General features: G+C 58.8%; 11 protein-coding genes. 7 read left to right on the plus strand and 4 right to left on the minus strand.

The annotated features are described in order from the left end of the window. The first annotated feature begins 36 nt into the window (after positions 1-36). On the plus strand, positions 37-759 hold the full coding sequence (locus ACSC94_RS06115) for an SIMPL domain-containing protein (RefSeq protein ID WP_435639963.1): 723 nt from the start codon (positions 37-39) through the stop codon (positions 757-759). A gap of 63 nt (positions 760-822) precedes the next feature. Here the strand turns inward: ACSC94_RS06115 and ACSC94_RS06120 are convergent, their stop codons facing one another. Both ACSC94_RS06120 and ACSC94_RS06125 read right to left on the minus strand, forming a co-directional pair. Beyond that, positions 823-2,055: a CCA tRNA nucleotidyltransferase gene (locus ACSC94_RS06120; protein ID WP_435639964.1), complete on the minus strand. Its 1,233-nt coding sequence runs from the start codon at positions 2,053-2,055 to the stop codon at positions 823-825. Between the two features lie 100 nt (positions 2,056-2,155). After that, the gene (locus ACSC94_RS06125; protein WP_435639965.1) at positions 2,156-2,638 is read right to left on the minus strand and encodes a DUF1285 domain-containing protein; all 483 of its coding nucleotides are present in this window, start codon (positions 2,636-2,638) and stop codon (positions 2,156-2,158) included. A gap of 140 nt (positions 2,639-2,778) precedes the next feature. Between ACSC94_RS06125 and ACSC94_RS06130 the strand changes: the two genes are divergently transcribed. The 4 genes from ACSC94_RS06130 to ACSC94_RS06145 are packed head-to-tail and all read left to right on the plus strand — an operon-like array spanning position 2,779 to position 9,569. Next, the gene (locus ACSC94_RS06130) at positions 2,779-3,774 is read left to right on the plus strand and encodes an AAA family ATPase (protein ID WP_435639966.1); all 996 of its coding nucleotides are present in this window, start codon (positions 2,779-2,781) and stop codon (positions 3,772-3,774) included. 5 nt (positions 3,775-3,779) lie between these two features. Beyond that, complete coding sequence (locus ACSC94_RS06135; RefSeq protein ID WP_435639967.1) at positions 3,780-4,751, plus strand: DUF58 domain-containing protein; 972 nt, start codon at positions 3,780-3,782, stop codon at positions 4,749-4,751. After that, positions 4,748-7,477, plus strand: coding sequence for a DUF4159 domain-containing protein (locus ACSC94_RS06140; protein WP_435639968.1), 2,730 nt, complete (start codon positions 4,748-4,750; stop codon positions 7,475-7,477). The genes ACSC94_RS06135 and ACSC94_RS06140 overlap by 4 nt, the downstream gene beginning before the upstream one ends. Position 7,478: 1 nt before the next feature. Then, positions 7,479-9,569 carry a hypothetical protein gene (locus tag ACSC94_RS06145; RefSeq protein ID WP_435639969.1) on the plus strand — a complete coding sequence of 697 codons (2,091 nt, stop codon included), beginning with the start codon at positions 7,479-7,481 and terminating at the stop codon, positions 9,567-9,569. A gap of 199 nt (positions 9,570-9,768) precedes the next feature. Here the strand turns inward: ACSC94_RS06145 and ACSC94_RS06150 are convergent, their stop codons facing one another. Both ACSC94_RS06150 and ACSC94_RS06155 read right to left on the minus strand, forming a co-directional pair. Continuing rightward, positions 9,769-10,449 (minus strand): LuxR C-terminal-related transcriptional regulator, encoded by a 681-nt coding sequence (locus ACSC94_RS06150; RefSeq protein WP_435639970.1) that lies wholly within the window; start codon positions 10,447-10,449, stop codon positions 9,769-9,771. Positions 10,450-10,589: 140 nt separating this feature from the next. After that, positions 10,590-12,677, minus strand: a complete 2,088-nt coding sequence (locus ACSC94_RS06155) for a lytic transglycosylase domain-containing protein (RefSeq protein WP_435639971.1) — start codon at positions 12,675-12,677, stop codon at positions 10,590-10,592. Between the two features lie 60 nt (positions 12,678-12,737). Here ACSC94_RS06155 and dapA point away from each other — a divergent pair, with 60 nt between their 5' ends. Further along, entirely contained in the window at positions 12,738-13,658 is a 921-nt protein-coding gene (gene dapA / locus ACSC94_RS06160) for a 4-hydroxy-tetrahydrodipicolinate synthase (protein ID WP_435639972.1), read from the plus strand. Further along, positions 13,651-14,142, plus strand: coding sequence for an SsrA-binding protein SmpB (smpB, locus tag ACSC94_RS06165; protein ID WP_435639973.1), 492 nt, complete (start codon positions 13,651-13,653; stop codon positions 14,140-14,142). The genes dapA and smpB overlap by 8 nt, the downstream gene beginning before the upstream one ends. Positions 14,143-14,170 lie beyond the last annotated feature (28 nt).

A 14,170-nucleotide genomic window follows, 5' to 3' on the forward strand; every position in this document is an offset into this window, starting at 1 on the left:
TCTGGAACTGTCATAAACCCGAAAGAGGACCGCCCCATGCGCACCGCCGTCATCACTTTGCTTTCCGCCAGCGTCTTTGCCGCCTCCGTCGGCTTTGCCGGCCATGCCGTGCAACAGGGCTTGAAACAATTCCGTCAGGCGGACCGTTATGTGACGGTCAAGGGCCTGTCCGAACGCGATGTGGTTGCGGACGTTGCCGTCTGGCCCCTGCCCATCCTGGCCACGGGTGACGATCTGGCCGCGGTGCAGGCCAGCATTGACGATGCGACAACCAAGGCCCGCGCCTTCTTGATCGCGCAAGGGTTCGAAGATGCGGAAATCAAAATCCAGAAAACCGAAGTGACCGACTTGCTGGCCCAAGCCTATCGCTCCGGCGACACGGGTCAGGCGCGTTACATCATCCGCCAGTCGCTGGCCGTTGAAACCCCGAAAATTGCCGCCGTGCTGGCCGCCCAAGGGAAAATTGGCGCGCTGTTCAAACAAGGTGTGGTGGTGGACGCCGCGCAGGCCAAATATGTCTATAAAGGCCTGAACAGCATCAAGCCAGAAATGATCGCCGAAGCCACCGAAAACGCCCGTCAGGGTGCCGAACAATTCGCCAAGGATTCTCAGGCCACACTGGGCGGCATCAAAACCGCATCCCAAGGCCAGTTCCAGATCATGCCCGCCGATTCCGAATTTCAATATGACGAAGGCCAAAGCCCGAACAAAAAAATCCGCGTCGTAACCACGGTGCAGTACGATTTGTTCCAGAAATAAGGGAAGCCCCTCGCCCCTTGGGAGAGGGGTTTGGGGAGAGGGCCTTTTCCGAAATTCCGAGTTTCAGAGATTCTGTAACTCTTCCCTCACCCGCGCGCGGCAAGCGGATTCATTCGGGCGGAAATCTTCGGCGATCCACCAGTCTTCAATGGTTTTCAGAATGCGGCCCACATCTGGTCCGCGCGCGATGCCCGCCTTCATCACATCATCACCCGTGATTGGCAAAATTGGGGCGCGCCAGTTTTTCAAAATATCCACGTCCGCCGCATTGGGCTCCGTCCCCGCCATGGCGTGGTGGACCAGATGGGCCTGTAACGCCGCGCGGTTGCCGAAGCGATAGATAACTTCGTGAGCCTTCATGCTCGCCGCAGCCGCCAAAATCTTTAGAATCAGAATCAAATCACCGCGCAAAGCATTTGAAAACACTATATATTTGTCGAATTGATCAACCCATTCAGGGCGCGCATTGGCCGCCACGGCCATCCGCGCCGCCAGATCCGAGGCCGCATACATATTCTGCAATCTTACCAAGGCATTAAGGCGCAAAGCCTGATATTCCGGATGCACGAAATCCCGCATCACGCCGTTTTCAAACATCAAGCCCAGAATGTCCGCCGGGCGGTCCACCATCAGGATGCGGACCATCTCTTGCGTGATGCGTTCGCGGGACAAAGTGCCAATTTTATCCGCCGCCGCCCGGCACGCCGCCAGCGCCGCCGCATCAGGCGCAGTCCCGGCGCCGTAAAGCGCATAAAACCTGAAGAAACGCAGGATGCGTAAGTGATCTTCGGCCACACGCTCGCTTGCGTCACCAACAAATACGATCCGGTTCGTTTCGAGATCAGAGAGCCCTTTTCCCGTCGGATCGTAGATATTTCCGTCCGCATCGGCCAGCAAGGTGTTGATGGTAAAATCACGCCGCGCGGCGTCTTCGCGCCAATCATCGGTGAAGGCCACCACCGCCCGCCGACCGTCCGTTTCAACATCCCGGCGCAACGTGGTGATTTCAAATGGCTTTCCATCGACCACCGCCGTAACCGTGCCATGATCGATGCCGGTTGGAATAACGCGCACGCCTTGCGCCTCCAGACGGCGGGTCACGCCCTCTGGCTTATGCAATGTAGCCAGATCCATGTCCCCCGGCGGCAGACCAAGCAACGTATTGCGCACGCACCCACCGACAAACAACACCTGCGGGTCCACCGCGCCCGTGTCGGTCAGCGCATGGAAAACAACCTGCACAGCCCGGTCTTTCATCCAGACGGTTGGGGGAATGGTGCGTTCAGGATTAAGCATAACAACACTCTCTCTTATCGTCATACCGGCGAAGGCCGGTATCCATACAATCTATTCCATGGACTCCGGCCTTCGCCGGAGTGACGAATGAATACAAAAATCAAACCGCGCCCAAAACATGATCGACCCCGCCGCTGCGGATGATCAAATGACCGTCCCGCTCCACCGCCAGATCAACGAAGGCATAATACACGGCCCGGTCCAGCCGCGCCATCAGCCCGTCGCGCACCATAATATAGGGCACCATCGCCCCCGCCAGCGGCTCGGGCCGCAGGGTGAGCGGATGATCCACCCCCATCACAACCGTATCCCCCATATTGGTGGTCAGGGTTATGACATCGCCCTGTATGTCATAACCAACAATAAGAAACGGCACATCCTCAACCTCGACCGGGTATTTTTCGAACGGGGTGCGCAGCCAGTACCGCCCCTTGTCATCCAGCTTCAGCGCCCGGTCGGAAAACAGCCGGGACAGCGCCGCGCGGCGGATTTCCGCCCCGTCATGGAACCACCGCCCGTCATAGGCGATGCGGAACAAAGGCCGCCCGTCATTATCGTAAAATGCTGATTTTTCTGTGTTCATTCCGGGATTTAGCGCGTGGCCGCCTTTTTTTTGCCCCGCCGGGGGATTACAATGGAATCAATCATTTGAAACAGAATTATAGCCTTAAGCCGCCCCGGATCAAAACCCGGGCCTTTTGACCCAAGCCATGGAGCCACGCCGTGAGTGAGATCGCAACCGCCCGCCCGAACATCGACAAAGATCTGGACGATGCCACACGCCGTTTGAAAGACGCCAAGCGCGAAATCGGGTCCGTGATTTACGGGCAGGAAAACGTCATCGATAAAATCCTGATCACGATTTTATCCGGCGGCCACGTCTTGCTGATCGGCGTGCCGGGTCTGGCCAAAACTTTGATGGTCGATACGGTCGCCCGCGTGCTGGGGCTGGATTCATCCCGTATCCAATGTACGCCGGATTTGATGCCCTCCGACATTCTCGGCTCCGAAGTGCTGGAAGAAGATGAAGACGGCAAACGCCATTTCCGCTTTATCGAAGGTCCGGTCTTTACCCAATTCCTGATGGCCGACGAAATCAACCGCGCGTCCCCGCGCACGCAATCGGCGTTGTTGCAGGCGATGCAGGAAAAATCGGTCACCGTTGCCGGTAAACCCCACGCTTTGCCCCACCCGTTCCACGTTCTGGCCACACAAAACCCGATTGAACAGGAAGGCACCTATCCCCTGCCGGAAGCACAGCTCGACCGCTTCCTGATGCAGATTGATGTTGATTACCCCGGCTTGGCCGCCGAGCGGGAAATGTTGCTGGCCACCACGTCGAACCGCCGCACCGAAGCCAAATCCGTGTTTGAGCCCGCCGATCTGGAAGATTTGCAAAAACTGGTGCGTGACATGCCCGTGGGCGAAAGCGTGGTTGAGGCCATTCTGACCCTCGTCCGCCGTGGCCGCCCCGGTGATGGTGCCCCGGATCTGGTCAATGAATATGTCGCATGGGCCCCGGGCCCGCGCGCGGCGCAATCGCTGATGCTCGCCTGCCGTGCCCGCGCATTGCTGGATGGGCGCAGCGCGCCGTCGGTTGATGATGTCATCGATCTGGCCGGGCCGATTTTGAAACACCGTATGGCCCTGAATTACCAAGCCCGCGCCAATGGCGTGACCTTGTGGAACGTCATCGATAAAATGACCGAAGGTCTGTAACATCCATGGCCAATCAAGCCAGCACAACCCCGCCCGATAAACAACGCACGGCCTCCACCGCCGTGCGTGGGCGTGATTTGCTGGCCTTGCTGCAAAAATTGCGGCAACGGGGCGAAGACGCCTCCGAAGCCCTGCCCGCGTTGATCGCCGCCGCCGAGCGTGCAACGGCCAGCCTGATCGGTGGTGAACACCGCCAGCGCCGCGCCGGGTCCGGTGAAAATTTCTGGCAATTCCGCGAATACCAGCCCACCGACCGCCCGCAGGATATTGACTGGCGGCAAACGGCGAAGGGCGAACGCGTGTTCGTCCGGCAAAAGGAATGGCAAACGGCGCAGACCGTTTTATTCTGGGCCCAGAATGATGCGGGCATGCATTTCCGTTCCTCCCTCAACCTGCCCAGCAAATTTGAATCCGCCGTGACGCTCTGCCTCGGCCTTGGCATGATGCTGACCAAATCGGGGGAACAGATTGGTCCGCTGGACGGGTCGGTCCGTGTGGGCCGCGGGGAACAGGGCGTGCAATCGCTCGGCCTCGCTTTGCTCGCGGAAAAAAGCCGCGTGTCCGAACATGCCTTGCCCCACCCGGACACGGTGACGGCGAATGCGTCGATTATCCTGTGCGGTGATTTCCTTGGTGATCCGGATGAACTGGACCGCAATTTGACCGCCATCGCCGGGCAACAACGCCACGGCGTTCTGGTGCAGGTTCTGGACAACGCCGAACGCACATTGCCCTGGACAGGCCGGGTGATTTTCACCGGCATGGGCGATGATGCGTTGGAAACCATCGAAAATGTCGACAGCATCCGCGAAGAATACCGCACCCGGCTGGACAACCATCTGGATGCCGTGCGCCGCGTGGCCCGCCGCCATGGGTTTGAATGGGTGATGCACGATACTTCGTTGCCCGCCTCCACCGCGCTGGCGCAAATCTGGGCGGCGCTATCCCCCCATGGTGATACGGAGCGGATGGTATGAGCGGATTCATCGCATCCCTTTCCGGCTTGACCTTTATCAACCCGTGGATTTTGGCGGGACTGGCGGCGTTGCCCGTTCTGTGGTTCCTGCTGCGCGTTATTCCGCCATCACCGAAAATCGTCCGCCTGCCCACCGTGCGGTTTATGGCGGGGCTGAACCCCAGTGATCGCGTATCGGCCCACACACCGTGGTGGATTTTGCTGCTGCGCCTGATCATTGCCGCTTTGGTTTTGCTGGCGCTGGCCCGCCCCGTTCTGAACCCGGCGGAAAGCCTGAACCAATCCGGTATCATCCGCATTGTCATGGATAATGGCTGGGCCGCGGCGCAGACATGGACGGCGCAACAATCCGCCGCCGAACAAATTCTCGACCGCGCCGCGCGTGACCGCTTGCCCGTCATCGTCATGACCACCGCGCCCGACCCGGGGAAATTGCAAATCGGTATGCTGGGCCCCATGCCCGCAGGTGAAGCCCGCAATATGGTGCGCGGCCTGCACACACGATCCTGGCCCGCCGACTATACGGCCGTGGCCACCGCCGTGCGCGATGGCACAAAAACCAAAGACGCCATCCATACATACTGGATCGGACACGGGTTGAATGACGGGACGCCCGCCCACGCCACCGCACTGGCCCGTGCACTTCAAAGCAATGGCAGCCTGACTTATCTGGAACCCGAACCCGCCGCCCGCCCTGTCCTTCTCGTCTCTCACCTGAAACCGGGACAGGATTTGGCCGTCTCCATCTCCACCGCCGCCGGAACGCCGGCAGGCTTGCCACTGGCCGTTGATGCACTGGGCAATGATGGCCGCGTGCTGGAACGGGTGGATACGCTGAGCGGTGACACGACGACAACGGATGTCACGATTAAGATTCCCGAATCCCTGCGTTCGCAAGTGGCCCGCATTCATTTGTCCGGCCGCAATGGCGCGGGTGGGTTGATCCTGCTGGACGATCAATTTGAACGCCGCATGGTTGGATTGGCCACGACGCAGGATGAAGGCACACGCGCCCCGCTGACCGATGCGCCATATTACCTGACCCGTGCGATTGAACCCTATGTCGAATTAAAAACCGGATCGATTGACGAGCTGATGAAATCCGGCCCATCCGTCATTATCCTGCCCGATGTCGGGGCCATTCCGCCGGAGACGCTGAACGCGCTGGAAGACTGGGTGAAGGCGGGCGGATTGCTCCTGCGCTTTGCCGGACCGAATATGACGCAAGGCGAATCCTTCCTCACCCCCGCACCGTTGATGCGGGGCGGACGGGCGATGGATGGCGGATTGACATGGGACAAACCGCAAACGCTGGCCCCGTTTGATGATGAAAGCCCGTTCTACGGCCTCGAACTGCCCGCCGATATCGAAGTGCGTCGCCAGATTTTGTCCGCACCGGGGACGAGCGATGCCGTGCGTGTCTGGGCCGCATTGACGGATGGCACACCGCTGGTGACGGCGTCGTCACTGGATAATGGATTGCTGGTGATGGTGCATACAACGGCCTCACCGGAATGGTCCAATCTGGCCCTGTCCGGTTTGTATGTGCAAATGCTGCGCCGGGTGATTGCGTTGGCCGGAACGCCGATTACCAACACCCATGCTGATGGCACGTTGGAGCCATTGCAAATTCTGGATGGCGATGGCCGTTTGCAAGCACCGGACAGTACGGCGGAACCCATTGACGCCCGTGCCTTTGATAAACAGATGCCCGATGCCCGCCACCCGCCGGGATATTACGGCCATGCCGGGGCCAAACGCGCCTTGAATGTTGGCGAACGGGTTGGTCGTGTCACGGCCATGCCGTCATTGCCCAATGGTGTCGTGCGTGGAAGCTTCACCGGGGGCACGGAAACCGACCTGATGCCCGCCTTGCTGGCCACGGCGTTGCTGCTGTTTCTGGCGGACTGGATCATCATGATGATTTTGCAATCACCGCTGATGATCGGATTCAGCCGTATGGCGCGCAGTGGCGGCACGGCGATGATCATTCTGGGATTATCCCTCTCCGCAGCACCTGCTCACGCGCAAACCGCGATGGACTTTGCCAATGGCACATGGCTGGCCCATGTGCGCAGTGGCGACCCCACCCTCGACGCGGTCGCGCGCAAGGGGCTGGAGAATATGGATTTCGTCTTGACCAATCGCACGTCGGTCGAACCCGCGGGCGTGGTGATGGTTGACCCGGAGAAAGACGACCTCGCCTTCTTCCCCCTGCTCTACTGGCCCATTGCCCCGTCCGCCCCGCCCGTATCGGACAAGGCGTTGAAGGCCATTCAATATTATCTGGATCACGGCGGCATCATCCTGTTCGACACACGGGATCAGGGGGCCACCATTGCCCTGCCCACGGGCGTGCCGGGCCGGAACCAGATTATCCTGCGCAATATGGTCGCGGGGTTGAACGTGCCGCCGCTTTCCATCGCGCCAGAGGATCACGTTCTGAAACGCTCTTTCTACCTTCTCGAATCCTTCCCCGGGCGGTATGACAGCAAGAATTTATGGGTTGAGGAACAAACCGCCATTGGCCGCGACGGCGTGTCATCGGTCATCGTCGGTGGCAATGATTGGGCCGCCATGTGGGCCGAGGGCGACCCCGACCGCCCAACCATGTCGCAAGAAATGTCATACCGCTTCGGCGTCAATCTGATGATGTATGCGCTGACCGGGAATTATAAGGCCGATCAGGTCCACCTGCCCCACATCCTCGAACGGTTGGGGCAATGATATGAACCAGAGCGCATTGACCCTGCATTTCGCCCCGTTGCTGCCCGAACCCATTGTCTGGACATTGGCCGGGTTGGTGGTGCTGTGCGTGCTGGCCTCCATCTTCGTCTTCCGCCGTGGGTTGATCTGGCGCGGGCTGTGTGCCGGGGCGTTTGTTCTGGCGCTGCTCAACCCCGCTATGCTGGAAGAACAACGCGAAGCCGTGCCCGACACGGTCGTCATCGTCGCCGATAAATCCGCCAGCCAGAATTTTAACAACCGCGCCGACGTCACCAATGACGTGCTGGCCGGGCTGGATCAGTTTTTCAAGAATTACAGCGACATTGATGTCCGCATCGTCTCCGCTGGCAACGAACGCGACCGCGATACGCGCCTGTTCTCCACGATTGATCAGGCCTTGTCCGATATTCCGGTGCAACGCCGTGCTGGGGTCATCATCCTCAGCGACGGGCAAGTTCACGATGCGCCGCGTGAAGATTCCCGCATCAAAGCCTTTGGCCCCGTTCACACATTGCTGACCGGATCACGTGGCGAGCGGGATCGGCAACTACAGATTATCGAAGCCCCGTCCTATGGCATCGTCGGCCAAACCGTGACTGTTAAATTCCGTGTGACCGACAGCGGTGCCACACCGTCCGACAATGAATATGCCACCCTGCTCGTCCGCGCGAATGATGAAAAACCGGATATGCAGATGGTGCCGGTGAATACGGACCAGACCGTGACCTTTAACGTCGCCCATGCGGGACAGAATATTCTGGATCTGGAAGTCTCCCCCCTACCCAGTGAAATCACGGCGGCGAATAACCGCATTCCGTTGATCGTGAATGGCGTGCGCGACCGGTTGCGGGTGTTGCTGGTGTCTGGTTACCCCTATGCCGGGGAACGGACATGGCGGGATTTCTTGACGTCCGACCCCGGCGTCGATCTGGTCCACTTCACCATTCTGCGCGAGCCGCAGAAGCTGGACATGACGCCGCAGCACGAAATGTCGTTGATCGCGTTTCCGTTCCGGGAATTGTTTGAACTGAAACTCTATAATTTCGACCTGATCATTTTTGACCAATACACGATGAACAAGGTCCTGCCGAATTTCTATTTCGCCAATATTGCGCGGTATGTGCAGGAAGGTGGCGCGGTGCTGGAGGCCAGCGGCCCATCCTTCGCTGGTGAAAATTCACTGTATCAAAGTGTTTTGAACACGATCCTGCCCGGTGAGCCGACGGGACGCGTGATCGAGAAGGAATTTACCCCCGGCCTGACCGATCTGGGCCTGCGCCACCCGGTCACGCAGCATCTGCTGGACAATAAGGATGCAAAGGAAACGCCGTGGGGTCCGTGGATGCGCCAGACGGAGCTGAAACCCAAAAGCGGTGATGTCCTGATGAACGGGGCAGATAACTCGCCCCTGCTGATCCTCGACCGCGTGGGCAAAGGGCGCGTAGCGCATCTGGCCAGCGAACAAATCTGGCTCTGGTCGCGCGGCTTTATGGGTGGCGGACCACATGCCGACCTGCTGCGCCGTCTGGCTCACTGGTTGATGAAGGAACCGGATCTGGAAGAAAACGCGCTGGTGATTACCGCCGATGGCGGCGATGTTGTGATTCAGCGTCGCAATCTGCACAACGCCCTGAACACCGTCACGTTGCGCCATCCGGATGGCAAGGCCGAAGACGTAACGTTGAAACAGGGTGAGGATGGATGGCTGTCCGCCCGCGTCACGGCCAGCCAGCCGGGCGTTTACAGCGCCGAAGATGAAACACAAAAACGCTTCGCCGTGATTGGTGAATTGAACCCGCCGGAAATGCGCGCCGTGGTCACCACGGATGACATCATGCGCCCCGTCGCCGAAACATCCGGCGGCACGGTGCAGTGGTTAAGCAGTGATGCCGGAAACATGCCCGATATCCGCTTCGTCGGGCCGGGCCGCAGTGCCGGGGGCAATGGGTGGATTGGATTGCGCGACAACAACGCCTTCACCATCACGGGCGCACGGGACGTGCCGTTCCTGCCCGGCTGGGCCTACGCGCTTGGCCTGCTCGCGCTGGCCATCGCCGCATGGTGGATGGAAGGACGCCGGTCCAAGAAGTAATCCCGAGAAGTAATCCCACCCCATCGTCATCCCCGCGGCCCCGCAATAGCGGGGCTGAAACGGCGGGGATCCGGTTCTGCGCGCGGCAAAGCCGCGCACATTATTTACGCCGGGCAAAGCCGCGCACATTACTACGCCGGATGCCCGCCTTCGCGGGCATGACAAGGTGTTGCTTTGAGGCTATAGATTTTGCCCCACCTTAATGGATTTGATTGTGCTCGGCGGCGGCGGCTTGCTGCGCCAGAATAACCGCTTGGGTGCGGTTGGTGGCACCCAGCTTGCGGCAAATACCGCGCACGTGCAATTTCACCGTCACGACCTGCAGATCCAGCGCTCGGGCAATATCCTTGTTCGTGGCCCCCTGCATCAGATAGCCCAGAACCTCGCGTTCGCGCGGCGTCAGGTTTTTATCCTCTGGAATGGCCGGCGCGTCGGATTTTGGTTGTTCCGATGCCGCGCCGTGATCGTGCGATGCCATGATCATATTGGTGTTGTGATCGACAGGAACGAATATTTCACCGCCGACAATTTTGCGGATCGCCTGCATCACCGCCGTTCCCGGCAATGTTTTGGGCAGGTAACCGCGGGCACCAATGGACAACGCTTCCTCTATGTCCGCCTGTTCGGCCAAACCGGATACGATTGCAACCGGAATTTTCGGACGCAGAGAAATGGTTTTTTCCAATCCCTTTAACCCCGACATGCCCGGCATTTTCAAATCGAGCAGGATCAGGTCGACATCGTTGTTTGTTTGTAAATGTTCCATGACCCCATGCAAATCATGTGCGGGCAAAACCTCCACCGAGGAATCGGCCTGCAATATATAATGGGTCAAGGCATCGCGAAAAAGCGTATGGTCATCAGCAAAAATGATCTTCATTCAATCGTTTCCCAACAAGGGCACAATATACTCTGTGCGGTCTATACTCAGGGATATGGGTCACTATGCATCCATTATCCCATACGAAAGATATAGAATGCGTTTAGATTTCCTCAAGACCATGAAAAAAACTTGCTGGTTTAGCGCGCGGCACGCCCGTTTTCCGCCCCGTTCAGTGGCTTTAAGTAGCTGATATGAATGGGCGCATTGGACGTTTTTTGCACTTTGGCAAATTTGTGGCGGTACACAAAAACGCCCTCCATCACCCGTTGTATATAGTTGCGGGTTTCGGCCACCGGAATGATTTCGATCCAGTCCAGCATGTCAATTTCGCCTTTGCGTGGGTCGCCAAATTCTTCCAGCCACTGGCTCACGCGGCCCGGCCCGGCGTTATACGCGGCAATTGCCAACGGGTAGTGCCCATCATATCGACGCAACATCTGGTCGATATAGAGCGCACCCAGCTTGACGTTATGATCCGGGCGCGTCGTCAACCAATCATTCTGGTGCGACATGCCCGCTTTCTTCGCCGTTTCCTTGGCTGTGGCGGGCATCAATTGCATTAAGCCGCGCGCGCCAGCGGGGCTTTGCGCTTTCGTATCAAACGCACTTTCCTGCTTGATAATGCCATGTACCAGCGCCCATTCCGTATCCACATTTTTCATGCGTGACAACATGGTCGGGAAGGCGAAATCGGCCAGAACATACCCCTTCTTCTGCGCTTCCTTGGCCACGGCCAGCGCCGTGTCCGGCTGGTTGAATTCGGTCGCCAGATCGGCGGCCAGATGAAAATCATCATGCGTTTTCGCCTGCACCGCAAAAGCGCGCAGGAACGATGATGAATAATCATTCAAGCCCGCCCGTTTAAACAAACGCGCCGCCTGCACCATATCGTGTTTTTCAAAGGCCGTGCGCGCCTGCATCGTCAAATCCGGCATGGCCGTGACCAGCGTGTCATCGCGCCCCAGCTTGCCCAGTGCCATCTGGCCATAGAAGGTGGTGGAATACACCGCCCCCGCTTCGTACCATTTGCGGGCAATGTCCTTGTGCCCCAAGGCCTCGCTGGCCATTCCGGCCCAGAACGCGGCCCGGCCGCGCGTGATCGGCATGGCCGAATTGTGATAAAGCCGTTCAAAATGTTCAAACGCTTCCCACGGGCGTTTCACAAAGCGCAAGGCCAGCCAACCCGATACAAATTCCGCATCGGCAAATGACGCGCCTTCTTTCGTGCCGTGTTTGGCGGCCAGCAGATAAGCGCTTTCATACTGTTTCCGCTCGATCAAACGGCGCACCATAATATGGCGCTCTTTCCACCACGCATCCGGGTCCGGTTGCGTGTAGGCGGGCGGCGCGTTATGCAGAATTTCAATCGCCTTGAAATCCATGTCTTTCTTCCGGCGCCAGCGCAAACGCTCCAGCATCAATCCGGGATCATTTTGCAGATTGGTGGGCACGCGGGCCACAACCCCGTCCACACCCGGCGACATCGCCGCCAGCGCAATCCGCGCCTCGGCCAATTGCGGATAACCACGGCCCAACACGTGCGCAATACCGCGCGCCGCCGATTGGTAATCGCGCGACAGCAACATATTCAAACGTTTGATATGCGCGTCACGCGTGATGGTTTTGCCCCATGTCCGCAAAAACTTGTCTTGCGCATCCGGGCCGAAGGCCGTTTCCGCCCACCATGTGTTCAGGATATTGGGGATGTCCTTGTTCGCCCCCGCCGCGCGCAAGGCGGACAGATACAACATCATCCCATCCGCTGTTTGTGGTTTGTAGGTGTTGAACCATTCCACCACATCTTGAATCGGTGTGTTGGCCGATGCGGATTTTTCGGCGCTCAGACGCAAAGCCCCCTGACGCGGCCAGCTTGGGATTTGCCCGACAAAGGTGGAGATGCGGCGGAAATTATGCGGCCCCGCTTTATCCGTATAATACATCCAGTAATAGATGCGCGCGGCCAGCGGGTCACGCGTCTGCGCGATGAGGCTTTCGGCATAGGACCAGCTCCCCTGTGCAGCCGCCTGCAATGCCTTGACGGTCAGGGCGGCATCATTGGCCGACATGCCCACAACCGGGGCCGATTTGGCCGCAAACGCCATGGACGGCCCCCAGCCGCCCCCCTGCGCCGCACCATAGGGCGATGGTTGCGGGACAAAAGCCGCCAAAATCAGGGCCAATACCCCCGCATACGCAGCTTTCTTGAACACGCGGCCCGTTGGCATTAGAGTGAGAACGTTTTTAGACCACAGGCTAAACGGCGCACGCGCCAAAAGGATATGACCATGCCGAACATTCGTTTCCGCGGCGCGATGACCGCCCTGATCACCCCCTTCGTCAACACCGCGGTTGACTGGAAGGCGTATGATGATTTGGTTGAATGGCAGGTTGAGCAGGGCATTCATGGTGTTGTCGCCTGTGGTACCACGGGTGAATCGCCGACGTTGACGAAAGATGAACATAAATCCATTGTCGAACGCACCGTTGCCGTGGTCAAGGGCCGCGTTCCGGTCATTGCCGGAACGGGCAGTTACTCCACAGATTTAAGTATCGAAACCACCCTGTTCGCCCAGAACGCCGGGGCGGATGCCGCCTTGGTCGTTACCCCCTATTATAACAAACCGACCCAGGACGGGTTGTTCGCCCATTTCAAGGCGATCCATGACGCCACCAATATCCCGATTCTGATTTACAACATCCCGGGCCGCAGCGTTGTGGACATGACCAACGACACCATGGTGCGTCTGGCCGAACTGCCGCGCATTGCCGGGGTGAAGGATGCCACCGGGCAACTGGACCGCCCGACCTTGATCAAGGCCCGGGTGAAGGATGATTTCTGCCTGATCTCTGGCGACGACGGCTCGGCCCCCGGCTATCTGGCCCAAGGTGGTCACGGCGTGATTTCGGTGATTTCCAACCTCGCCCCGCGCGACAGCGCCGCAATGCAGGATGCATGGGTTGCGGGCGATTTGAAAACCTTCGCCGCCCTGCGCGACAAACTCGCCCCGCTCTGCCGTGCCACGATGATTGAAACATCCCCGGCCCCGGTGAAATACGGCGCGGCCCGCATGGGCCTGTGCCGGGATGAGGTGCGCCTGCCCCTCGTACCCGCAACCGCCAACGCCCGCGCCGTGATGGACGAGGCGATGGAAAAGGCCGGCTTGATTTCCGCCGGAAGTGGCACCATAGTGCGGGCCCATGGCTAAGAAAGATAAGAAAACAGCTTTAATTTCTGTCAACCAGACGGTTACCGATAACCGCCGGGCGCGGTTTGATTACCATCTGGAAGAAAAATTCGATGCCGGGATTGAACTGACCGGGACCGAAGTCAAATCGCTGCGCCATGGACAATGCAGCCTGAACGAAGCCTTTGCCGGGGATCATAACGGTGAAATCTGGCTGTATAATTGCTATATCGCCGAATATCAGCAGGCGGGCACGCATTTACAGCACGCCCCGCGCCGCCCGCGCCGCCTTCTGCTGAAAAAGAAGGAAATTCACCGTTTGATGGGTGCTGTGACCCGTGATGGCTACACCATCGTGCCGGTAAAGCTCTATTTCAACGGAAAAGGCCTGGCCAAGGTCGAAATCGCGCTGGCCAAGGGCAAAAAGCAATACGACAAACGCGAAACCAGCAAGGAACGCGACTGGGGCCGCCAGAAACAGCGCCTGCTCAAGTCCCGGGAATAGCCCCCACCCCCAATCTTTGTTACACTAT

The sequence above is a fragment of the Micavibrio aeruginosavorus genome (assembly GCF_051245535.1).
In the GTDB taxonomy this organism is placed as follows: Bacteria; Pseudomonadota; Alphaproteobacteria; order Micavibrionales; family Micavibrionaceae; genus Micavibrio; species Micavibrio aeruginosavorus_D.

Bases quoted from the DNA above. Each gene is read 5' to 3' on its own strand.
- ACSC94_RS06115 (WP_435639963.1), top strand. From the start codon at position 37: ATGCGCACCGCCGTCATCACTTTGCTTTCCGCCAGCGTCTTTGCCGCC.
- ACSC94_RS06120 (WP_435639964.1), bottom strand. From the start codon at position 2,055: ATGCTTAATCCTGAACGCACCATTCCCCCAACCGTCTGGATGAAAGAC.
- ACSC94_RS06125 (WP_435639965.1), bottom strand. From the start codon at position 2,638: ATGAACACAGAAAAATCAGCATTTTACGATAATGACGGGCGGCCTTTG.
- ACSC94_RS06135 (WP_435639967.1), top strand. From the start codon at position 3,780: ATGGCCAATCAAGCCAGCACAACCCCGCCCGATAAACAACGCACGGCC.
- ACSC94_RS06140 (WP_435639968.1), top strand. From the start codon at position 4,748: ATGAGCGGATTCATCGCATCCCTTTCCGGCTTGACCTTTATCAACCCG.
- ACSC94_RS06145 (WP_435639969.1), top strand. From the start codon at position 7,479: ATGAACCAGAGCGCATTGACCCTGCATTTCGCCCCGTTGCTGCCCGAA.
- ACSC94_RS06150 (WP_435639970.1), bottom strand. From the start codon at position 10,449: ATGAAGATCATTTTTGCTGATGACCATACGCTTTTTCGCGATGCCTTG.
- ACSC94_RS06155 (WP_435639971.1), bottom strand. From the start codon at position 12,677: ATGCCAACGGGCCGCGTGTTCAAGAAAGCTGCGTATGCGGGGGTATTG.
- dapA (WP_435639972.1), top strand. From the start codon at position 12,738: ATGCCGAACATTCGTTTCCGCGGCGCGATGACCGCCCTGATCACCCCC.
- smpB (WP_435639973.1), top strand. From the start codon at position 13,651: ATGGCTAAGAAAGATAAGAAAACAGCTTTAATTTCTGTCAACCAGACG.